This window comes from Thermaurantimonas aggregans, assembly GCF_003851885.1.
Classification (GTDB): Bacteria; Bacteroidota; Bacteroidia; order Flavobacteriales; family Schleiferiaceae; genus Thermaurantimonas; species Thermaurantimonas aggregans.
This window is the reverse complement of record NZ_BHZE01000016.1, coordinates 1-22524: the sequence shown is the minus strand read 5'-3', so window position 1 is coordinate 22524 and position 22524 is coordinate 1. Positions and strand designations below refer to the sequence as shown.

Annotated in this window: 24 protein-coding genes and 2 tRNA genes; 12 read left to right on the top strand and 14 right to left on the bottom strand. The window is 44.0% G+C overall.

Going from position 1 to position 22524, the window contains the following annotated elements:
* Positions 1–29 precede the first annotated feature (29 nt).
* From EIP89_RS08080 to EIP89_RS11590, 5 genes are all read right to left on the bottom strand, one after another.
* Positions 30–611 (bottom strand): phosphatase PAP2 family protein, encoded by a 582-nt coding sequence (locus EIP89_RS08080; protein WP_124398167.1) that lies wholly within the window; start codon positions 609–611, stop codon positions 30–32.
* Complete coding sequence (gene obgE, locus EIP89_RS08075) at positions 604–1596, bottom strand: GTPase ObgE (protein WP_124398204.1); 993 nt, start codon at positions 1594–1596, stop codon at positions 604–606. Before obgE ends, EIP89_RS08080 begins: the two co-directional genes overlap by 8 nt.
* A gap of 727 nt (positions 1597–2323) precedes the next feature.
* Complete coding sequence (locus EIP89_RS08070; protein ID WP_124398166.1) at positions 2324–2770, bottom strand: nucleotidyl transferase AbiEii/AbiGii toxin family protein; 447 nt, start codon at positions 2768–2770, stop codon at positions 2324–2326.
* A gap of 248 nt (positions 2771–3018) precedes the next feature.
* Positions 3019–3249, bottom strand: coding sequence for a hypothetical protein (locus EIP89_RS11595; RefSeq protein ID WP_218019354.1), 231 nt, complete (start codon positions 3247–3249; stop codon positions 3019–3021).
* Positions 3250–3515: 266 nt separating this feature from the next.
* Complete coding sequence (locus EIP89_RS11590; protein WP_218019353.1) at positions 3516–3680, bottom strand: hypothetical protein; 165 nt, start codon at positions 3678–3680, stop codon at positions 3516–3518.
* Between the two features lie 265 nt (positions 3681–3945).
* Here EIP89_RS11590 and EIP89_RS08060 point away from each other — a divergent pair, with 265 nt between their 5' ends.
* The 3 genes from EIP89_RS08060 to EIP89_RS08050 all read left to right on the top strand — a co-directional run bounded on the left by EIP89_RS08060 (position 3946) and on the right by EIP89_RS08050 (position 7386).
* Complete coding sequence (locus EIP89_RS08060; RefSeq protein WP_124398165.1) at positions 3946–5103, top strand: 5-(carboxyamino)imidazole ribonucleotide synthase; 1158 nt, start codon at positions 3946–3948, stop codon at positions 5101–5103.
* A 9-nt stretch (positions 5104–5112) separates the two neighbouring features.
* Complete coding sequence (locus tag EIP89_RS08055; RefSeq protein WP_124398164.1) at positions 5113–6063, top strand: arginase; 951 nt, start codon at positions 5113–5115, stop codon at positions 6061–6063.
* Positions 6064–6207: 144 nt separating this feature from the next.
* Positions 6208–7386 carry an acyl-CoA dehydrogenase family protein gene (locus EIP89_RS08050; RefSeq protein ID WP_124398163.1) on the top strand — a complete coding sequence of 393 codons (1179 nt, stop codon included), beginning with the start codon at positions 6208–6210 and terminating at the stop codon, positions 7384–7386.
* A gap of 111 nt (positions 7387–7497) precedes the next feature.
* Here the strand turns inward: EIP89_RS08050 and EIP89_RS08045 are convergent, their stop codons facing one another.
* The 4 genes from EIP89_RS08045 to EIP89_RS08030 all read right to left on the bottom strand — a co-directional run bounded on the left by EIP89_RS08045 (position 7498) and on the right by EIP89_RS08030 (position 10824).
* On the bottom strand, positions 7498–8211 hold the full coding sequence (locus tag EIP89_RS08045) for a pirin family protein (protein ID WP_124398162.1): 714 nt from the start codon (positions 8209–8211) through the stop codon (positions 7498–7500).
* A gap of 147 nt (positions 8212–8358) precedes the next feature.
* Complete coding sequence (locus EIP89_RS08040) at positions 8359–9540, bottom strand: coiled-coil domain-containing protein (RefSeq protein ID WP_124398161.1); 1182 nt, start codon at positions 9538–9540, stop codon at positions 8359–8361.
* Between the two features lie 2 nt (positions 9541–9542).
* Entirely contained in the window at positions 9543–10286 is a 744-nt protein-coding gene (locus EIP89_RS08035; RefSeq protein ID WP_124398160.1) for a hypothetical protein, read from the bottom strand.
* Positions 10270–10824, bottom strand: a complete 555-nt coding sequence (locus EIP89_RS08030) for an RNA polymerase sigma factor (RefSeq protein ID WP_218019352.1) — start codon at positions 10822–10824, stop codon at positions 10270–10272. Before EIP89_RS08030 ends, EIP89_RS08035 begins: the two co-directional genes overlap by 17 nt.
* Positions 10825–11045: 221 nt before the next feature.
* On the opposite strand from EIP89_RS08030, the gene EIP89_RS08025 reads away from it, so the two are divergent.
* The 7 genes from EIP89_RS08025 to EIP89_RS07995 all read left to right on the top strand — a co-directional run bounded on the left by EIP89_RS08025 (position 11046) and on the right by EIP89_RS07995 (position 14520).
* Positions 11046–11118 (top strand) — tRNA-Lys (locus EIP89_RS08025).
* A 17-nt stretch (positions 11119–11135) separates the two neighbouring features.
* Positions 11136–11219 (top strand) — tRNA-Leu (locus EIP89_RS08020).
* A gap of 115 nt (positions 11220–11334) precedes the next feature.
* Complete coding sequence (locus tag EIP89_RS08015; RefSeq protein WP_124398158.1) at positions 11335–11691, top strand: PUR family DNA/RNA-binding protein; 357 nt, start codon at positions 11335–11337, stop codon at positions 11689–11691.
* A 132-nt stretch (positions 11692–11823) separates the two neighbouring features.
* Positions 11824–12615, top strand: a complete 792-nt coding sequence (locus EIP89_RS08010; RefSeq protein ID WP_124398157.1) for a MotA/TolQ/ExbB proton channel family protein — start codon at positions 11824–11826, stop codon at positions 12613–12615.
* Between the two features lie 2 nt (positions 12616–12617).
* On the top strand, positions 12618–13220 hold the full coding sequence (locus tag EIP89_RS08005; protein ID WP_124398156.1) for an ExbD/TolR family protein: 603 nt from the start codon (positions 12618–12620) through the stop codon (positions 13218–13220).
* Positions 13217–13717, top strand: coding sequence for a biopolymer transporter ExbD (locus EIP89_RS08000; RefSeq protein ID WP_124398155.1), 501 nt, complete (start codon positions 13217–13219; stop codon positions 13715–13717). The genes EIP89_RS08005 and EIP89_RS08000 overlap by 4 nt, the downstream gene beginning before the upstream one ends.
* On the top strand, positions 13714–14520 hold the full coding sequence (locus tag EIP89_RS07995; protein ID WP_124398154.1) for an energy transducer TonB: 807 nt from the start codon (positions 13714–13716) through the stop codon (positions 14518–14520). Before EIP89_RS08000 ends, EIP89_RS07995 begins: the two co-directional genes overlap by 4 nt.
* On the opposite strand, the gene EIP89_RS07990 is transcribed toward EIP89_RS07995, so the two are convergent.
* Complete coding sequence (locus EIP89_RS07990) at positions 14517–15152, bottom strand: acetyltransferase (protein ID WP_124398153.1); 636 nt, start codon at positions 15150–15152, stop codon at positions 14517–14519. The genes EIP89_RS07995 and EIP89_RS07990 overlap by 4 nt on opposite strands.
* On the bottom strand, positions 15153–15812 hold the full coding sequence (locus EIP89_RS07985; RefSeq protein WP_124398152.1) for a porin family protein: 660 nt from the start codon (positions 15810–15812) through the stop codon (positions 15153–15155). It lies immediately after the preceding gene.
* A gap of 148 nt (positions 15813–15960) precedes the next feature.
* Between EIP89_RS07985 and EIP89_RS07980 the strand changes: the two genes are divergently transcribed.
* Complete coding sequence (locus tag EIP89_RS07980; protein ID WP_124398151.1) at positions 15961–16287, top strand: 2Fe-2S iron-sulfur cluster binding domain-containing protein; 327 nt, start codon at positions 15961–15963, stop codon at positions 16285–16287.
* A 24-nt stretch (positions 16288–16311) separates the two neighbouring features.
* Here EIP89_RS07980 and EIP89_RS07975 read toward each other — a convergent pair whose 3' ends face one another.
* Positions 16312–17949 (bottom strand): acyl-CoA carboxylase subunit beta, encoded by a 1638-nt coding sequence (locus tag EIP89_RS07975; protein WP_371851065.1) that lies wholly within the window; start codon positions 17947–17949, stop codon positions 16312–16314.
* Positions 17950–18621: 672 nt separating this feature from the next.
* Between EIP89_RS07975 and dinB the strand changes: the two genes are divergently transcribed.
* Positions 18622–19806, top strand: a complete 1185-nt coding sequence (gene dinB / locus EIP89_RS07970) for a DNA polymerase IV (RefSeq protein WP_218019351.1) — start codon at positions 18622–18624, stop codon at positions 19804–19806.
* 185 nt (positions 19807–19991) lie between these two features.
* On the opposite strand, the gene EIP89_RS07965 is transcribed toward dinB, so the two are convergent.
* Entirely contained in the window at positions 19992–21791 is a 1800-nt protein-coding gene (locus EIP89_RS07965) for an acyl-CoA dehydrogenase FadE (protein ID WP_124398150.1), read from the bottom strand.
* 107 nt (positions 21792–21898) lie between these two features.
* The gene (gene cdd / locus EIP89_RS07960) at positions 21899–22381 is read right to left on the bottom strand and encodes a cytidine deaminase (protein WP_124398149.1); all 483 of its coding nucleotides are present in this window, start codon (positions 22379–22381) and stop codon (positions 21899–21901) included.
* Between the last annotated feature and the right edge of the window lie 143 nt (positions 22382–22524).

Below are 22524 nucleotides of genomic sequence, written 5' to 3'. Positions count from 1 at the left end.
TTCGTTTGGGATGTATTGCCAATAATGCATCATGGTCTATTGGCATAGTCGATAACCAGATGTTGTCCCCTCAAACCGAGAAAGACCCCAACTGCACCACCGTACACCGCCCCAAAAAGTACATCGGTAGGGTAGTGAACACCCAAATACACCCGACTGTATCCAACCATAGCCGCCCACAGCAGCATTAGCCAAATCCAGCGATAACGCTTGTGAAATAACCCCAGCATCAATCCCGTCAGCATAAAGCTGTTAGCCGCATGGCTAGATACAAACCCGTACAGTCCACCGCAACCGCCCGGCAGCCGCAGTTGAGTAGCTAAAGCCTCTACATGGCAAGGCCGAAGGCGCTTAAATGTGTTCTTAAACAACCAAACTGACCCTCCGTCGCTGAGCAGGAGCCCTATGCCTACCAGCACCACAAAGGCTATGAAACCTTGCTTACCGGCCACCTTCCATACCCATGCTAGTAGCAGGGCATACAGCGGTAGCCAATTCCATTTGCCTGTCACAAAGAGCCAAAAGGCGTCCATAGCCGGTGTGCCCCCGCCGTTGATGGTCAGAAGCAGCTGTTCATCGCCTGTGGTAAACCATTGGATAAAATCATTCATGGATCAGATTCCAGAGTTTGTCCTTTAGTACATCAAGATTCATTTGCGCGACCGATGAGATAGGCACGTAGTCAATTTCCTTTGGTACACGTCGCCATAGGTTTTTCAGTTGCTTTTCGTCCAGCAGGTCGCACTTGGTGATGGCAAGCAGCCGGCGTTTGTCGAGCAATTCGGGGTTGTATTTTTTTAATTCGTTCAGTAAGATTTTGTATTCTTTCGTAATGCTTACACTCGTGGCTGGAATCATAAAGAGCAAAACGCTGTTGCGCTCGATGTGGCGCAAGAAGCGATGACCCAATCCTCGACCTTCAGCAGCCCCTTCGATGATACCCGGAATGTCGGCCATCACAAACGATTTAAAATCCCGATAGGCAACAATTCCCAGGTTGGGCACCAGCGTAGTGAACGGATAATCTGCAATTTCAGGCTTAGCTGCAGTGATAGTGGCCAGCAGGGTTGATTTTCCGGCGTTCGGAAAACCTACCAGGCCCACATCTGCCAGGATTTTCAATTCCAGAATGCGCCAGCCTTCTTCACCAGGTTCACCTGGTTGTGCATAGCGGGGAGTTTGGTTGGTTGGCGATTTAAAGTGCGTATTACCTAGACCGCCCTTGCCACCGCGCATCACGATGTATTCTTGGCCGGGCTCGGTGAGCTCCGCTAGCACTTCGCCGGTATCGGGATTTTTCACCACAGTGCCGAGAGGTACTTCAACCACAACGTCTTTGCCCTGGCGGCCGGTACAGTTGTTCGACGATCCGTTTGCGCCGGCTTCGGCCTTGATGTGTTTTTGGTATTTGAGGTGCAGCAGTGTCCACAATTGCGGATTGGCCTTCAGGATCACATGCCCCCCGCGACCGCCGTCACCGCCGTCAGGTCCGCCCTTGGGCACGTACTTGGCACGGCGCAGATGAGCCGACCCGGCCCCACCCTTACCGCTGGCAAACCATATTTTCACGTAATCCACAAAGTTTGATCCCGACATAAGCTGCTGGCTATCAGTTTTGTAAATAGCATTAAAAAGGTTTGCAAAATTAGTTGGAAAGGCTATTATGGGGTTGTTAATATGTGTATTATAAAGCACGAGCAAGTAAGTATATCTGATTTCTAAATCATTAAAAGATGTTTGAAAAAATTTTTTAAAATCCCCATATAAGGGATGAAATCATAAACTATTCAAATTTTTTTCATAAAAAATTCATGATTAAATGAAAGAAAGAAAGCTGTAATTTCTAATTTTTAAAGTTGAATTTATTTAATGAATTTCTTCAATAATAAATATTGTATTATTTTCCAAATATCCTTTTATTTTAAAATTAAATACTTTTAAAACATTTAAAAAGTAATAGTATTAAAAATTAATTTTTTAAATCAATGATTTTAATTTTATTAGATAAAGTAAAATTTCATAAAATTCTTTTTAAAAGCTTCAAAAAGCTCTTTTCTGTTTCATCTTTATTGGGGATAGGTAGCTATGATGTGCTGAATGTTATTTGTTATATTTATCACCTAATAATTTCTAAAATTCTGAAATGTTTTTCACTATTGAAGACGCTGAAATATCCTTTGTTTTCCATCCTGTATGTTTATCAAATGTTTGTTTGTCAAATTGTAAAACATTTGTAAATTCTTTTTTGAATGAATCAAATGCTATAAATTCCTTTCAATCTGGATCATTTACTAAATAATGCAAATCATAAATGTGTCGAATCTTACCGGAAATTGCTGCCAATGAATTTTCCAAAAATGAAAATCAAATCAGCGACACCAGTTTTTCTATTAAAGTTTTTTTCCTTGCTTAAAACATTCATTTCAAAAGGATGTAACTCATATTCATCTATGAATTTTTCATGCTTTTTATGAATTAAAAATTCAGAGACCATACTCGTAATTATCTTTGCTTGAAAGGGAAAAGGATTAGCAAGTGAATTTATTTCAACCAATAGTTTATTTTTTGAGTTGTTTTTTACTATTGCTATATACTCAAAAACAGATCTCCTAAAACTTGAATCTTTACTCGTTATGCCTTGAATTTCCTTTTCCTTTAAATCTGTAGTTATTTCTTTTTGAATATTTCTTATGATTGTTTTTATTACATTTTCTGTTTGGTATTCTTTATAAATGATGGCAATATCTACATCTTCTGAATATCGGTCAATTAATTACATGCTTTTGATAAAGAGGTTCTACCTTTAAAAACTGCCTGGCTCCTGTAGTTACTTTTTGCCAAACGTTTTAGCACACTAGTAATTCAATAATCTTTTTCTACGAATTCCAATTTGATGTCCAGATATTGTGATGCTGTCCGCAGCGTTTGTTAATAGAGTTTTGTATCCTGGTGCAGTTTCATATAATATTCCATTTTTTTGCATAAATTAAAACTTTTGCTGCCCCGGGAATTTTTTATTTAGTAATCAGATTTAATGATTTGAAAAGGGGTGCGGTTTCTTGTTCCTCTTTTCAATTCATCTAACATGGCTCCCAGCAAAGCTCTTGTCGCTGAGGGATATTTCAGCGCCAAGCGAACAATTGTTTTAATTTCTTTGACACTTAACTCTTTTACGATGGTCAATAAGCGCTGGCACGATGATGCTACCTTTGTAACAGGTATTTTTTTGATGTATAGGATAGCGTCCAAAAGTTGTAATAAATATTCTCTCAGATGATGGTATTTATTTGGTTTATAAAAGCAATCGTGTAACATCTTCTTTGAAAGCCAGGACGCACCTCATTTTTACCGATGTGTATGGTATTACTTACTTGAGTAGTCAACCCCAATTGATTTAATGCGCTGTACCCTGTAAGTTAGCCGGTAATTTTTCCGTTATCTTCCAAAAGGTCTTTTACCACTTGTTATCGTTCCTGCAGTAGATTGCCAAAAGAACGGGTTTCGGGCTTATAATATTATCCTTTAGATAGTTTAGTAATTTTACCTGCTTTTACCGATCTGTTCAGGGATTTTATGACTGCTTCTTTTTGATTTACCCCGGCGGTAAAGTCTGTACAGGTGAATACATAGCCTTTGGAAAGCTTATCTATTTTATCACGAATGTATTCAGAAATTTTCATAGCGATTTAGGTATGACAACGGTAATTTATTTGTCTAATTTATTAAATAAAAAACTGGACATTTAATTGAATGTATATTCCCAATTACTAGCCCTATCTCGCTTTAAATGCAATGAAAGCTCTCACTTTAAGGAAACTTGAATTATCTCTTAAGACTTACATAGCATTTTTATACTGGGTTTTCCCATCCCCTGCCTGCCTTACCTTTGAGCGCGGTTTGTTGATGTCGCAGCTCAAAAATTTTCACTGATTCTCAGGTGTTTTTATGAATTCGTACTTTTCTACCCAAAATAAAATCGGCATACTCGGTGGCGGACAGCTCGGCAAAATGCTGGCCCTTGCGGCTGCTCCTTGGGATTTGTATCTAAAGGTGCTTGATCCCGCTCCCGATGCCCCTTGTCAACATTATGTAAAGGAATTTGTATTTGGCGACTTTCGCGATTATCAGACTGTGCTCAATTTTGGCCTTGATTGTGAAGTCATTACCATCGAAATCGAAGACGTCAATACTCAAGCCCTCTACGAACTCGAGAAGCTCAGGAAAAAAGTCTATCCACAGCCTGGAATCATCGAAATATTTCAGGACAAGCAGCGGCAAAAGCAGTTTTACATTAAGCACGAGCTGCCCACACCTTATTACCGGGAATTTTCAAGCAAAAAAGAGCTGTTGAACTTCTTGAAGCAGTCAAATGCTCAATACCCCCTGATATGGAAGGCAGCCCGGGGCGGATTCGACGGTCGCGGTGTGCGTAAGCTCCACTCCTTAGACGAAGCACAGCAGATGCCTGATACTCCTTGCATCGTCGAAGAGTTGATTGACATCAGGGCAGAAACAGCGGTAATTGTACACCGATCAGCCTCAGGCCAGATCGCCTGCCAGCCTGTGGTGCAAATGGAATTTCACCCCATGGCCCACTTTGTAGAGCTCGTTTACGTTCCTACCCGGCTAAGCATTGATATTGAACGGCAATGCTTCGAACTGGCCATGAAGCTGGCCGGAGAACTCAACCTCGTAGGTACTTTGGCGGTAGAGTTTTTTGTCACAACAGATCAGCGTGTACTCATCAACGAGGCTGCACCCCGTGTGCACAATTCAGGTCATCTGACCATTGAGGCCACAGCTTCGTCCCAATTTGAGCAGCACCTGCGTGCCATAACCGGATTACCGCTGGGCGACACATCGCTTCTTCACCCTGCTGTAATGTTTAATCTTACCGGGCATCCCGACCATCAGGGGCCTGTGCATTATGCCGGGGCTGAACATGTGCTCTCTATGCCCCAAACCTATTTTCACCTCTATGGCAAAAGCACTACCAAGCCCTACCGCAAGATGGGTCACATCACTGCGATAGGCAGTGATATAAATGAGTTACTTTCTCAAATTCAGAAAATTAAAAATACCATTCACGTCATTTCAACCTAACTGCACTTTATGGCCAAACGGAAAATACGACTTGTAAGCGTGATGAGTGAGCTTGGGGCAGGCACGCGCGGTGCCAGCCTAGGCCTTGACGCAATGCGCATTGCTTCTTTTAAACTCAATCCAAAATTTTTTAAAAAATACAAAGTCGAAGAGGTAAAACACCTCAACAACATGCTCTTCGAAGAAGATGTCACCCCATATGCCAAGCGGCTCGACGGCATCGTTACCATGTACCAGCGCATCGAGGAGAAGCTCGTCGAAGTGCTTGAAAACGGCTTTTTCCCCATCGTCATTTCAGGCGACCATTCCAATGCCGGAGGCACCATCGCAGGTATAAAAAGTGCTTATCCTGACAAACGCCTGGGTGTAATCTGGATCGACGCCCATGCCGATCTGCATTCGCCCTACACTTCTCCTTCAGGCAATGTACATGGAATGCCCCTGGCTACCGCCCTCTCTGAAGACAATCTGGACTGCAAGCTCAAGAAAGTGCCCGAAAGTACACTGCAGTACTGGAATCAGCTCAAAGGCAAGTCGCCCCGAATACAGTACAGCGACCTGGTTTTCATAGCTCTGCGCAGCACCGAGATGCCTGAAGATTATCTTATCTTTCGAAATAAGGTGCGTGTGATCAAAGTAGAGCATGTACGCGAATCGGGACCCGTACGCGCTGCCGAACAGGCTCTTCAATACCTTTCGGAGTGCGACATTCTTTACATCTCTTTTGATGTAGATAGTATGGACCCCTCTGTATCACGCGGCACAGGCACGCCTGTGCCCGGCGGACTTTACGAAGAAGAGGCTACCGCCATCATTAATCGCCTGCTCGAAGACCCCCGCGTCGTATGCCTCGAGTTTACCGAAATCAATCCTGTGCTCGACGACAAGGGCAATGCCATGGGCGAAGCTGCCTTCCGCATCCTATCAACCATTGTGGAGACAATAAAACTGAATAATTAATAGGCAACATCAATCTCTTTAGATGTTTACCTTTTAAAAAAGTTTTCTGAAATTCAATTTATTACAAACTATTAAGGTGCTGAAGAGTTAGGAAAAAGGATGCGTAAGGGCGTGTACATTTGCCAAGGATTAACGCAATGTGATATGAGTAACGATTTGTTTCAAGCGCCGGATTACTATCTGGTGGATGAATTGCTGAGCGAAGAGCACAAACTGGTGCGCGATACTACCCGTGAATGGGTGAAACGCGAAGTGACACCCATCATCGAAGAGTACGCCCAGCGTGCTGAATTTCCGGCGCATTTGAGAAAAGGTTTAGCAGAGATCGGTGCCTATGGGCCATTTATACCTCAGGAATACGGCGGAGCAGGCCTTGACTACATTTCTTACGGGCTAATGATGCAGGAGATCGAGCGCGGTGACAGCGGTATTCGCTCTACCTGCTCAGTACAGTCGTCGCTGGTGATGTTTCCCATTTACAAATACGGCACTGAAGAACAAAAGCGCAAATACCTTCCAAAACTCGCTTCCGGGGAATATTTGGGAGCTTTCGGTCTCACTGAGCCTAATTATGGCTCTAATCCCGGCGGCATGGTGACCAACTTCCGCGACATGGGCGACCACTACTTGCTCAACGGCAGCAAGATGTGGATCAGCAATGCTCCGATCTGCGACATTGCCGTAGTATGGGCAAAAAACGAAGAGGGCCGAATTCACGGGCTGATCGTAGAGCGCGGAATGGAAGGATTTACTACACCTGAAACAAAAAATAAGTGGAGCCTGCGCGCCAGTGCTACCGGAGAGCTGGTTTTCGACAATGTGCGCGTGCCAAAGGAAAATCTGCTTCCAGGTCGTTCTGGTTTAGGCGCCCCCCTTTCATGTCTCGACAGTGCTCGCTACGGTATCGCCTGGGGCGCTATTGGCGTTGCTATGGATTGCTACGATACTGCATTGCGCTATGCCAAACAGCGCATACAGTTTGATAAACCAATTGCAGCGTTTCAGCTTCAGCAAAAAAAACTGGCTGAAATGATCACCGAGATTACCAAAGCGCAGCTGTTAGCCTGGCGATTGGGTGTACTTCGCAATGAAGACAGGGCCACTTCTGCCCAAATCTCAATGGCTAAGCGCAACAATGTGGAAATGGCTCTCAAAATTGCTCGTGAAGCTCGCCAGATACTGGGCGGAATGGGCATCACCGGCGATTATCCAATCATGCGCCACATGATGAATCTAGAGTCAGTGATTACCTACGAAGGTACCCACGACATTCACTTGCTGATTACTGGTGCTGACATTACCGGTATCCAGGCTTTTAAATAATTTTCTTTACAAAGGTTTAAGACTGTAAACCCTGAAGTCTACTCGTAGAAAGCCTTCAGGGTTTTCTCTTTTAACCAGCTTTTTCTTTTTATGCAAATCAAAAGCGAGTAATTAACGCATCGGTACTTCGATAGCCAGTAGTTGTGTGTTGGGTGCTATTTCAAGCTGAAGTTTTTCGAATTCTGTCACTTCTATGCTATCGCGTCGGCTGAGTGGCATTCCTTCTACTGTAGCGCTTCCTTCAATCACCATCAAATAAAGTCCCTGTCCTTCAGTAAAAGGACGATACTCAGTTGTAAGGGCTGTATCTGTGCCCTTTAGCAACGACAAGTACGCATTCTGATGAATCCAGAGGGCCTCATCTGATGCACCTTGCGGACCGACAATGAGCGTCCACTCTCCTGGATGTAGCATTTCTGTATAAGCCTTCTGATCATAGCGCGGCTCTACATTGTCCTTGTCGGGGAAAATCCAGATCTGAAAAAGCTCAACCGGCTCATGATATGGATTTACTTCGCTGTGGTAAATGCCTTTGCCAGCACTCATCACCTGCACTTCACCGGCGTGTACGGTGGCGCTATTGCCCATGCTGTCGCGATGACGCAATCCTCCTGCGGTAGGGATGGTAATGATTTCCATATTGTCGTGTGGGTGCATGCCGAAGCCCATACCTCCGGCGATGTGATCATCGTTGAGCACACGCAGCATGCCGAAATGCATTCGACTAGGATTAAAGTAATTTGAAAAACTAAAACTATATCTGGTTTTGAGCCAACCTAAATCAGCTTTTCCTCTATTTTCTGATTTTAAAATGTTGATTTTCATATTTTAATTTTTAAAATTTTATTTGAAACAAATGTACATACACTTAAAAGTTACTTCCAATAGTTTTTTTCTATAAATACAGGAAAAACCCCGGTTTGGAAACCGGGGCAAGTGACATTTACATAAATCAGAAAAAAAGGGTGTAATTCAATCAGTTAGATCAATACCCAGTGTAAAACTCAGAAGATTTAATGTTGGGAGATTTGCTCTTTCTCTGAAATAAGAAAAAAATTCATAGGATACCGTGGCTGTGACGCCTCGAACGCCAAAAATGGCTCTTGCACCGGCGTAGAGTGGATTTATGTGAAAATTTGCATAAGTCACTGTTTCTCGCTTCATATCGTTGTTGGCTGTAAGGTCTCGTACGAATGTACTGTTGTTAAATCTCCAGCCGCCGAACATGCCCAAACCGAAATAAAAACCGTCGATGAAGCCTTTTTTGTGCGAAAATGTGAGCAGTAGTGGAACTTCGATCGATTGACTTCTTAGCCGGCTGTGCGTAGCTGTGGATTGTGGATCGTTTACAAACTGAATACCTGAAGGGGCTGCTACCATGCGCACTTCGTTTGGCAAACCAAAAGCTGTCCATCGGTAAGAGAGACCGTAATACAGGCCTGCAACACTAGTTTTGGTAAATTTTCGATTGCCGTGCAAGCCTATGGCAAAAGTCCATGAGCGCAACAAATCGGCGTTTAAAATACTGTTATCACCTAATTGATTGACCCCAAATGAAAAATGGAAGACAGATGCTTTATGTCCTGAACTGTATTTCGGAAATTTAAATTCATGGACAGAGTCGCGTTTGAAATAGAGTCCAGGTTTATCAGGTTTTTTTAAATTTCCAGCAGGCGGCTGATAAGCTATACCTGCACCATTTTCGAGTTCCTGTATGCGGTCTTCTATTCTTTCGAGTTGATCATTTGTTTTCTCAAAATGGTCATCGAGATACGTTTTCCAATTGTCTTTAGACATCTTGCTGAACGCTAAGCCCTCATCCACTGCTTCTACAATTTCTTTTAAAAGAGAATCAGCCTCACGGGGATCCAGAGCATTCTGTTCGCGCAAGTACTCAATCCGTTGAATCATTAACTGCATTTTGTGTGCAATTTTTTGAGCATTTCGGGTAATCTTTTTAATGACTTCGTCGAGTTCTTTCTCACTGATTGTGCGTATGTCTGGCGTATTGATGGCTATTTGGGTACCGTCCACCTCTATTTTAATGGATACTTTGGGTACTGTATCAGTAGTAGAACCTCTTTGCTGAGCTACCATATTGGTCATAAAATGTGTGCCGAATAGCACCGTTGCTGTTAACAGAACTTTTTTCATAATTAATTATTATTTTGATTTTGGTTTTTTCTTGATGAAATTCGATCAAAAAGATTATTTGAAATAGTCCGGCTGGCATCAGCTAAAGAGAAATCTTTAATACCTTTTTTCAATTGATGATACGCCTGATCAACTTCTTCGATTACAGGCGATTGAACGATAAATTTTTGATTTAATAGCTGAAAAGTGATTTGTGTTTGCTTTTCCATAGACTCAGCCATGGCATAATGGACAATTTGTTCTGAAAAACCGGTAACTTTTATTTCTATTTCAGGCTTTGCTGGAGAAATATTTTCGGTGGTTTCCGTCACTGTAGTATCTTTAAAATTAAAATCACTTACCTGTGAAAAAACTAAAGAATTGTCCTCAATTGGATTGTCATTTTTTATTGTGGCATATTTCCCTCTTGAATATACCCTTTTTTCATTAGAATAGATCACAGTAGAATGATTTTCTTTATCAATAATTTTATATGCTCCAGGTTTAAAGTTTTCATCTGAAGATTTCTCATTTTCTTTGAAAATAGTTAGTGATGTTTTTGGAGTTTGAACTACATCTTTAATCAGGAAATAACCACTAGATAAAATCAAGATAACAGCAGCTGAAGCACCAGTGGCAACTCGAAACATTTGCTTTGATTTATGTTGAGCTGCTTTTTTTAGAAAAATGGTTTTCGATTCCTGCCTTGGCTGTATTTCTAAATCCTCCAATTTTTCTTTAAAAAATCGATCAATATTCCCTTTCATTTGAGCGATTAATTTGATGGGTTTTCATAAGTTTTTCCTTCAGAATAGCCCTTGCTCGGCTGAGCTGGGATTTTGATGTGCCCATACTAATACCGAGCATCCCAGCGATTTCCGAATGGCTGTAGCCTTCAATGACATAGAGATTAAAGACTGTTCGATAGCCTTCTGGTAAACTGCGAATAAGGTCGAGCAGATATGTGATGTCGGCATCTTCAAATGCAAAATCGTTGTCTTCCTCTTCTACTTCGTGAAGTGGCACCATTTGAAATGCAGACTTTTTCCTGAGCTGTTTCAGACATTCGTTTACAGCTATGCGCTTTACCCATCCTTCTAATGTGCCTACAGCTTTATAGGATGCAATATTTTGCAGCGCCCTTAACAGCGACTGAATCATCATATCTTCGGCTTCATCTTCATCAGTCAGATATCTGTAGCACACTGCAAGTATTTTAGGTGCGAAGCGCTGGTAAAATCGTTCTTGTGCCTCCACCTTGCCTTTTTTTAATGCCTCAATCAGTTCATCCTCACTTATCTTCACGACAATTCACGTATTACTTTCAAAAATACTCACCTGTAAGATGCATTGGGATATGCAAATGGTTGCACGCGTTTAAAAATTCATAACATGAATCAAAGCGTAGAATTGAAATGATGCCTTAAACCCGAGATTGTGAAATTTTTCTAAAAAGGAAATTGAGGCTATTAAAGATAAAAAATCGCCATATATTTGCAGCCCCAAACAACGAGATAACAACTCAAGACTCGGTAGCTCAGCAGGTAGAGCACAACACTTTTAATGTTGGGGTCCTGGGTTCGAGCCCCAGCCGAGTCACTCCCCCAAAATATTTTGCCCAGGTGTTGAAATTGGTAGCCAAGCCACTTTGAGGGGGTGGTGCCCGTTCGGGCGTGCTGGTTCGAGTCCAGTCCTGGGCACTTCCAGTTCCGCTCTGTTAGCGGAATTTTTTATTTCTGAGCCACACATCTACCAAATTTCATTTGTTGTTTTCAGGGAAAAAAATATTTTTGTGGCATATCAACACTAACCATCATGCAGGAGAAAGACAATATGGACAAAGAGGAAATTTATTCCAAAGTTCTAAGAGCTGGAAGCAGAACGTACTTTTTTGACGTGCGTGCAACTAAAGCTAACGATTACTATCTCACCATTACTGAAAGCAAAAAATTAACTGAAGGTTCAGGTGAGTTTTATTACAAAAAACACAAAATTTATCTCTACAAAGAGGATTTTAACGCCTTCAAACAGATGCTTGACGATATTACAGAATTTATCATCAATGAAAAAGGCGAAGAAGTAATTTCTGAAAAACACGATCCAAACTTCAATAAAGAAAAATATTTCTCTTCTCGTCGGTCAGAAAAGTCTCTCGATTTTGAAGATCTATAAAATTCCCATTCTCACTTTTTGATCTTTACTAACCGGCCTTGGGCCGGTTTTTTTATTCTATACACATCAATATCTGACAATCGTCATATCTTGTAAGAGGATTTTTAGCTTTGCTTTACTAAAAAAATAAAAATGAAAAATTACCAACGTTGGTTTGCCGCACTTGTCATTCCAATTGCTCTCGTGCTGGCTTGGTTGATTTATGAAAAGATTCTTGGTGCAGGAAGCAACTTTGTAGGGGGTGTTAATACGGGAGAACCCATCAAGGGCAATTATCTCGGTGTAATGTACAAAGGGGGGCCATTGGTCGTGGTGCTTATTTCCTTTCAAATTATTCTTATCGCTTATGCCGTCGAAAGGCTCATTACACTTCGCAGAGCATATGGTCAGATTCAAACTCAGCTTTTTGTGTCAGAGGTTCGAAACCTCTTGAAACAAAAAAAGTGGGAAGACATCTATGCGCTATGCGATCAGCACAGAGGTGCACTGGGAAATGTAGTAAAATCTGCTCTGCAGGCATATCATCAGTGGGAACAAGCGCATCCTGAAGCTACTCAAGCCGAAAAAATTGCCTGGATCGAAACCGAGCTCGAAGAAGCAACTCAGCTCGAAATTCCCATCCTGCAAAAAAATATGGTTGTCATTTCTACCCTTGCCCAGATTTCTACTTTAATCGGTCTGTTGGGTACGGTTACGGGTATGATTGTAGCCTTTGCCTCGATGGCTCGCGTAGGGGCGCCCGATGCTGTAGGTTTGGCTAACGGTATTTCTCAGGCACTGGTTACTACAGCTTTAGGTATTCCAACCGCAGCTGTCGGCATTATTGTTTACAACTACTTAGCCACTCAAATTGAGCAAATTATTTACTCAATAGACGAACTCAACTTTTCCATCGCTCAATATTTTAAACTTCAAACTGCCTGAAAATGGCTATTGAAAAGGCTCGTCCCAAAATTGTAAAGCTCGACATGAATCCCATGGTGGACATGGCCTTTCTGCTGGTCACTTTTTTTATGTTGTCCACTTCCTTTCGCACCGACGACCCCACTGAAGTGATTTTACCTACTTCTAATGCCGAAATCCACATGCCAGAAGTGAGTGTGATGACAATCTACGTAAATCCCTCCGGACAAGTGTTTTTTGGTATAGATGGCAAATTTTCAAAAAAGGCACTCATCGAGCACATAGTCCGTCGGTATGAATTAGAACTCTCAGAGTATCAGATCGAAAACTTTTCGCTTTTGAGCGGCTTTGGTGTGCCTATCTCAGAATTACCAAACCTTCTGAATGACCGGGAAAATCTTAAGTTTTACCCGATGAAGGGGATACCTACCGATAGCCTTTCGAATGAATTGGCCGATTGGGTAGTATATGCACGCGTTGTAAATCCATCCATACGCGTTGCCATTAAGGCAGATAAAGCCACTGAGTACCAGCACGTGAAAAAAGTGATTAAGACGCTGCTCGACAACAAAATACTTCGCTTCAACCTGCTGACCGAAAAAATGCCCTCTCAAAAACAGCCATGAAAGAAACCACCTCTAAAAAAGCCCAGCGCTGGCGAAAGAAAATACTCGAATCGGGGGTTGACCTCGACATGAATCCCATGGTGGATATGGCTTTCTTGTTGCTCACCTTCTTCATGCTCACCACTACATTAACACGACCCTTTGCCATGGAGCTGATTATGCCTGCTGAAGAGAAACAACAAGAGAGCGAGCGTCCGGCTATTAAAGCCTCCAGGGTATTGGTTCTGATACCGTACAAGCAAGATACAGTGCTTTATTATCAAGGACTTCCCGAAGGAGATTTCAAAAAACTGCTCCTTTACGACGTCCAACAAACAGAAAACTTTTTTACTGCCTTTAAAAATTCAGTAAAAGATCCAGTAATTTTCATAAAGCCCACAGCATCAGCTCCTTATGAAACAGTAGTACACACCATCGACGCGCTGAATAACCACGGGCTCAACCGGTATGCCCTCGATGAACTCAACGATCAGGAATCCAAATTTTTACAACCATGAAACTTCCTGATGAACTAAAACAATGGGAAGAATGGCTCTACTACCGACGCAATAAGCTGTACGGAAGTTTTGTAGAGCGCCATAAAATCTGGAAACGCGAATGGATAGGACTCTTCGTGTCGGGTGTTTTAATACTTGCCATCTATGGTAGTCCGCTGTTAGTGTACAAGATCAAATCAGCCCGCGAAAAGGACGCCATCAAAGTAGAACAACTTACGGTCGTTTCTTATTCCCAGCTACTGCAACCACCTCCCATTGAAATGGTAAATCAACCCCAGCAAACCATCGAAAAACCCGCAGAGGTATCTACAATAAAATTTGTAAAGCCGGAAATCAAAAAAGACGAGGAAGTGCGCGAAGAAACCTACGTGCCTACGCAAGAAGAATTTCAAAAAGCTAATCCGGGTACAGAAACAGTAAAAGGCATCGACAGCGTGGTGATCGATCAGCAAAACGTGAAAGTGAAAGAAGATGAATCAGAAAATGTGCTCTTTGCTGTGGTTGAGATTAAACCTGAATTTCCTGGGGGTAGGGAAGCGCTGATGCGCTATTTGGCCGAAAACATCAAATACCCACAAATAGCCCGCGAGCTTAACATTCAAGGTGTAGTAATCGTACAATTTACTGTAGATAAAAGTGGCCAAATCAGAGATGTGGAAATAGCCAGAGGCATTGGTGGCGGCTGTGATGAGGAAGCGCTGCGCGTTGTAAAAAACATGCCCGCCTGGTCGCCTGGCCGTCAAAACAATCGCCCAGTAAATGTACGCTACGCATTGCCCATCCGCTTTGCTCTAAAAGATTAACGCTGTATAGGCTTAGCTGGAACACCTACTACCGTTGCTCCCTCCGGCACGTCTTTGTTCACCACAGCCCCTGCACCTACAGTAGCGCCATTGCCTATGGTAACGCCATTCAACACTACTGCGCCGGTTCCAATCATCACCTCCTTGCCTATACGCACTTGCCCTGAAATGTGCACGCCCGGCATCAGACTGCTGTAATCACCTATTTGAGCATCATGGCCCACTGTGCAGTTGAGATTGATCAGAACATGACGACCCACAACGATTTCAGTTGTAAGCACTGATCCGGGACAGATAGCAGCGCCCTCACCTACTTTAATGCCATTGAGATCTACAAGAATCGCTCTTGGATGAACCAGCACCGGAAATTCTATGCGAATGCTTTTATATCGTTCATCGAGTTCTCGTTTTACTTGTGGGCTTCCCACCGCGAAGAGCATAGCGCATTCATCACCTAAACTAGCTTCTTCAGTCTTGAAAATCGGATGATTGCGAAAGCTTAGACCTGATGCAGCGTCGTCTAAATAGCCTTTAAAAACATAATCGCTTTCAAAGTCAAACGTTTGGAGAATGTAGTGATAATATTCTTTTCCTAATCCTCCTGCGCCAAACAGATAAAAAGGCTTTTGCATCTAAAAACTGTAAGCTGCTTGCAAATAAAGGTAAAAAATCTGGTGAAAGGTCGTTTTGTAGTTGGCTTCTCGCCGACCAAAATCAGGAGCAAAAACATCATTTAACCCTTGATAATACCTCAATCCTGCCGTAAAAAAGGCATCTGACTCAAGCTGAAAACCATATCCTACTCCGGCAAATACTCCGCCGTCAAAGAGATTGGTATCGTTAAACAGATGGATCGTTCGACTGCCCATCTGCTCATCGCGGTATATCACCACGCGCGAAGCAAGCAAATAAGCTGCATAGCCTCCTGCTTCAAAAAGCCATCTATTTGGCTGAAATTGTATGCCGATGGGAATTTGAAAATAATTCATTGAAAAATGCCGAAAAGCAGGCGCATTTAGCCGATTGATGACATAATTACCTCCTGCCCTCAAATAGTACACCCCTCCGAAAATGCTTACATCTTGTGTCAAGCGATAATGAATATTACCTCCGGCTGATACATTTAGCTTCATCTGGGCATCAAACATATCCGAATTAAATGTGTATTGATGACTTAAATAACTCGCGACACCACCCAGCGTAAAAGAGTAATACCAGGTGTCGGCATCGTAAAACTGTGCAGATAACTGAATGCCACTAATAAAAAGGCCAAGAGATAGAATTTTTTTCATGCCAAACCTATTCGATGGCAGAAATGTAAAAGATTTATTAAAAATCCTTATTGCCTTTTTTGTATTAACTAAGCATTTCTACGCGAATGAGATGTTTCTCAAAAACATTTAAAACCAATTGCTCGTACTTTTCAAAAGTGACTTATCCATGCCAATACTCGAATTTAAGGGAAAAACCCTTGTAATCACTACAGACAAACCACTGCGAAACCAGCTGATCGAGGCCGGCCTTTCGCCACACAACGGCCAAAGTCAATGGCTTAATTGCAAAGGCCTTGGCACTTGCGGCACCTGTTGTATTCGCATCGACTCAGCTCTGTGCTCCGAACCCACGCCTCTAGAAAAGTGGCGTCTAAACTTCCCTCCCTTCAAAAATGGACTAAAAAAAGGTCTTCGCCTTGCCTGTCAAACTCATTTGCTTGACGATGGCAAGGCCGAGAAAGGCAGGGGTTTCTGGGGTGAAGAGTTCGATTGAGTGAGAGTACTTTTAGTTAAGCTTCTACACCTGTATCACCCCAGGATTGTATTTTTTAATGTTCGGGTTGTGATTAGCCATCTCTATGCCCATTGATATCCACTTGCGTGTATCCACCGGGTCGATGATGGCATCTACCCAAAGTCGAGCAGCTGCGTAGTACGGACTCATTTGGCTATCGTATCGGCTCTTGATCTTCTCCAGCAGGGCCTTTTCGTCTTCTTCTGAGAGTTGTTCGCCCTTTGCCGCGCGATTAGCTTTTTCGATCTGCAGCAATACGCTGGCAGCTTGTTGGCCACCCATCACGGCTATTTGAGCTGTAGGCCATGCTACAATTAAGCGAGGGTCATATGCCTTGCCACACATTGCGTAATTTCCCGCTCCAAACGAATTTCCAATAATCACCGTAAATTTCGGCACTACGCTGTTAGCTACGGCATTTACCATTTTGGCTCCGTCCTTAATGATGCCCCCGTGTTCCGAACGGCTACCCACCATAAAGCCCGTTACATCTTGTAAAAAGACGAGTGGTATTTTCTTCTGGTTGCAGTTGGCAATAAAGCGCGTTGCCTTGTCAGCCGAATCTGAATAAATTACACCACCAAACTGCATTTCGCCTTTTTTGTTCTTCACAATTTCACGATTGTTGGCTACTATGCCCACAGCCCAGCCGTCGATGCGTGCATAGCCCGTTATGATGGTCTTGCCGTAGCCTTCTTTGTACTCCACCCAGCTGTCAGCATCTACCAGGCATTCAATGATTTCCCGGGTTTTAAACGGTTTAGATCGATCGGCGGGCAGTATTTTGTAGATGTCTTTCGGGTCGCGCACCGGTTGTTTAGCCTCTGCGCGATCGAAGCCCGCTTTTGGCTCGTGACCCAACTTGTCCACAATCTTGCGAATGGTTTGCAAAGCCGTAGGGTCATCCGGCATCTTGTAATCCGTTACCCCCGATATTTCACAATGCGTTGTCGCACCACCCAGCGTTTCGTTGTCTACATCTTCGCCTATGGCTGCTTTCACCAGATACGAACCTGCCAAAAAGATGGAACCAGTTTTTTCTACGATCAAGGCCTCGTCGCTCATAATGGGCAGATACGCTCCACCAGCCACACAGCTACCCATGATGGCTGCTATCTGTGTAATGCCCTCTGACGACATGATCGCATTATTCCGAAAGATACGTCCGAAGTTCTCCTTGTCCGGAAAAATTTCATCTTGCATCGGCAGATACACTCCTGCACTATCTACCAGGTAAATGATCGGTATGCGGTTCTCCATCGCAATCTCCTGCGCCCGCAGATTCTTTTTACCAGTTATTGGAAACCACGCCCCGGCCTTTACCGTGGCATCATTGGCCACTACTATACACAAACGGCCACTCACATAGCCAATCACCACCACCACACCACCCGCAGGGCAGCCACCGTGTTCCTTATACATTTCCCAACCGGCAAATGCCCCAATCTCAAGCATGGGCGCATCCTTATCTAGCAGATGTTCGATGCGCTCCCGTGCAGTCAATTTGCCCTGTTGGTGCTGTTTTTCAATTTTTGATTTTCCTCCACCCAGGGCTACTTTATCAAGTCGGCTTTTCAGCTCGCCAATCAGCAGCTTCAGCGAATCCTCGTTTTTATTCTGTTCCAATTCAATCGGTGTCATCGGTAGTTAACAATTCCCTTAGTTCAGTGCCCGAAATTACAGCCTATGCACTCATTTCCAATTTCATTTTCTTTTCTTTGTTATTTATTTGGGCGTGCCCCTCGCAGCATTGCCCTTGCAGGCAGCTGCTCGGGTCGGGCTATCCGCTCATATTCGCCTTGCGCGTGGGCGCATCACTGTCTGGGTGCGTTGTCTGCCCTTTGGGCCAGCCATCCGCTCCCAGAGTGCTGCTGCCCACCCGCTGCGGCTCATATCCGCTCCTATCCCTCACGCAGCAGCGGCCTCCGGCCGCTCTATAAAACCTTACTTTTATCGAAAACTAAAACTGAGAATACAGATTTGCGCAGACTTATCCACAGATTTTCACCAATGTTAAATAAAAGACCCTTCAGAGCCATATGCTACCAGCATCTTCGGCACATATCAACCTTTTGCTCCCAAGCAGCGATATTTCCCAAGTAATGCTCCACGGCTGTTAGTCTTAGCCTACATGCAGTCCATGTGGCCGACCATCACTTACCATACACATCTCTTCAACTTTCTCTTTAACATAACCATTTCCAAGCGATTAAAAATTCTCAGGCTTATCCTCTACATCTTGTTCCAACCACTCAAAATGATTATATTGTACTCTATTAATTGATTATATAATTAACAAAAAAGAGATGCGGTATGGACATGCTGGAGCTTGCAGCGCGCGACAACAGAATCGTTACACACATGGACCTCGATACCTTCTTTGTATCGGTAGAGCGGCTTAAAAATCCCAAACTCAACGGACTGCCCGTGGTAGTAGGCGGCAGCAGCGACCGCGCCGTAGTAGCTTCGTGCAGCTACGAAGCGCGCAAGTATGGCATACACTCAGCCATGCCAGTGAAGATGGCCCGACAGCTCTGCCCCGATGCAGTCTTTGTACGTGGTGATATGGACGAGTACAGCCGGTACTCTCGCCTGGTCACCGACATCATCGCCGAGGCTGCACCCATTTACGAAAAGCGATCGATCGATGAGTTTTACCTCGATCTCACAGGTATGGATCGCTTTTACGACGCCTATCGGTGGGCCTGCGAGCTGAGGCAGCGCATTGTGCGCGAGACGGGCTTACCAATATCCATGGGCTATTCTGTAAACAAAACCGTAGCCAAGATTGCCACCGGCGAGGCTAAGCCCGCCGGATACCTGCGGGTAGAGCGCGGGTCAGAGCGCCCCTTTCTGGCGCCTTTGCCTGTACAGCGCATCCCTGGTGTGGGCCAAAAGATGCAAAACACCCTCTATGAGCTCGGCATACGGCGCATAGCCACCCTACAGCAGATGCCAGCCAGGCTTATCGAACACACCTTCGGAGCCAATGGCTTAGATGTCTGGAAAAAGGCACACGGCATCGACCCTTCGCCCGTAGAACCCTACAGTGAGGCTAAGTCTATGGGCTCAGAGCAAACCTTCGAACGCGATACCATCGACCACCAGGCCGTAAAAAGACTATTAGCCGGCATGACGGAAGAGCTGGCGCAGCAGCTGCGTAACCGAAAGCGCATGACCGGTTGCGTGACCGTGAAGGTTCGTTACAGCACTTTTGAGACGGTAAGCCGCCAGCAGATCATAGGCTATACCCAGGCCGATCACAAGCTCATTCCTGTGGTGCACAGCCTCTTCGACCGACTCTATGACCGCAGACTCCGAATACGACTGGTCGGAGTAAAGTTTAGCAAGCTCATTCACGGAGTATGTCAGCTCGATCTGTTCGACGAGCAAGAGGAACACCTACAACGCCTCTATAGCGCTCTCGATCGGCTAAATGCCCGATGGGGCACACGCGTGGTGGGCCGTACAAACTCAGTATTAGGCGTACGACTCTAACCTTTAAAACCGATAACTATTAAAAACGTATCAATTCCTTAGAAACAAACTTATCTGAATTATGAACAGCACTTGTCTCTTTATACCAATCAGTTTTTGAGCAGTACGAAGTAGAAGTATTTGTAATAAAAAATCCAGACTTCCCAAGAAGTCTGGATCGATTTATAAAGAGTAAATTTTATGTGCTAAAAGCAATATCTGCCCTCTGCAATGAGCTTAACAGCTATTTCCCGACGTAGTGCCTTCGGATTCACCGGTTGTTGGTACTTGGTAAAGCGCTTTAGCCCCATGAGCAAAATGCGTTGCTCATCGCCTTCGGTAAAGCTGTAGATGGCTTCGCGAGCGGCTTTTTGAATTTTTTCAACTGCCAAATAGGTGTACAGTTGCGCCATTTTGATTGGGTATTTTGCGGCTTCTTCTCCTTTTGTATTCAGAATCTTAAGTGCGCGAAGCACAGCTGATTCGGCCACATAGGTCTCAATTAAAATATCGGCTGCATTCATTAGCACCTCTTGTTCATCCTCCACGTTCATTCCAAATTTCTCAACTGCCTTACCGGCTACCATCAGAAAGGCTTTTTTCAGATTATTGATGATCTCGAGCTCCTGAGCCAAGGGCTGGCTGTAATCAGGTGTATCAAACGATGGAATAGCCATGAGTTCAGAGGCCACTTTCATAGCCGGAGTCATTAAATCGAGTTGTCCCTTCAGTGCCCGGCGCAGCAACATGCCTACCGAAAGCATACGGTTTATTTCATTTGTACCCTCGTAAATACGTGCAATGCGCACATCGCGATATGCAGCCTCCATAGGAGTATCGGCAGAGTACCCCATACCACCGTAGATTTGCACACCTTCATCAGCTACAAAAGAGCCCGTTTCAGAACCATGAACTTTCAGAATGGCACATTCGATGGCATATTCTTCTACCCCTTTAAGTTTTGCTTCCTGAGGTGAGAGTCCTGAAGCCTCCAGGCGAGCAATGTTGTCTTCTATGTCTTGGCCAGCACGATATGTGGCTGATTCGCTGGCCCATGAACGCGTAGCCATATCAGCTAACTTCTGCTGTATAGCTCCAAAGCTCGAAATCGGCACACCGAATTGTATGCGTTCATTGGCATACTTCACAGCTAACGAAGTAACTCGGCGGCAAGAGTCCATTACAGCAGCAGCCAGTTTTATGCGGCCTACGTTTAAGGCATTCATCGCTATCTTAAAACCGCCCCCGCGCTCACCGAGCATGTTTTCAGCGGGTATTTTACAGTCATTAAAAAATACCTGACGCGTAGAGGAGGCTCTAATACCTAATTTGTTTTCTTCCTCACCGAAACTCATGCCTGGCGTACCGCGCTCCACAATGAAGCCTGTGATGTATTTATCGTCTTCAATACGGGCAAATACAATGAACAAGTCGGCAAAGCCAGCGTTAGAAATCCACATTTTCTGTCCTGTGATGCTCCAAGTGCGGTCAGCTTCATTCCACACAGCGCGGGTTTTTCCTGAGTTAGCATCTGATCCAGCGCCTGGTTCAGTAAGGCAATAGGCACCCATCCACTCTCCGGTTGCCAGTTTTGGCAGATATTTTTTCTTCTGCTCTTCAGTGCCATATAACAAAATAGGCAAAGTGCCAATACCAGTATGTGCACCATACGCTGTAGAAAGTGAACCAGATATCCCCGAAATTCGGTCGCATACCAGCATAGATGTATTAAATCCCATGCCTAAGCCTCCGTATTCTTCGGGTACTGAAATACCGAGCATACCCAGTTCACCCAACTTTTTCATAATCTGTAGGGTGAAATCGTAATCTTTCTCTTCAAATCTGTGTCTTTGTGGCAATACCTCTTTGTCGATAAATTCAGTACAGGCATTTGCCATCATCAGCTGCTCCTCGGTGAAGTCTTCAGGTGTAAATACTTCTTGCCAAGACTGTGTTCGTATTATAAACTCACCTCCTTTGATGGGAATTTTTGTCGTTGTTTCCATATTGAAAGGATTTTATTGCCCCAAATATACTTAAAAAAGTTATGCATGCATAATAATAATTGTTTTTTAACGAATGAGGAGAAAATTTATCCGAAACTGGCTAAATCTCAATCGCTACTGAGGTGCTTATTAGTAAACGAAAAAGGAAGAAAAGTGCTTATGTCGGGGGCAACTAATAAATGACCACTCCCGTTGGCTAGAATGACTTGTATCTCAGAGTCTTGTGCATTTCTATATTCAGCAAATACTTGCAAGCATGCGCCACATGGTGGGATAATTTGCTCTCCCATGACGTGAGGTACAGCAATGGCTGCTTTTCGGATCGATTGACCATTGCATAAATGGCCTACCTGAAAGAGCGCCACGCGCTCAGCGCAGAGTCCGCTGGGGTACGCGGCATTCTCTTGATTGCTGCCTGTTATTATAGTACCGTCGCTTAGGAGTAAAGCAGCACCTACTTTAAATTTCGAATACGGAGCATGTGCTCTACTTGCTGCCCTCTGTGCTTCCTGTACCAAATCTTGTGTTTCGCGATCTGCTTCAGTGAGGTGCAGGGTGGTGTAGTGGAGGTGAATTTCCTTTTTATTCATGCGCAAGTATAAAAAGAAAGAAGGTGTCCAAAAAGTAAAGGACGCCTTCTTTTTTATTTTGATAAAACCCTTAATTGAAGTAAATTAGAGCCATCATAGACATTTTAAGTGAGGCGAGTAGTCTTTAAACAGCAACCCGGCAA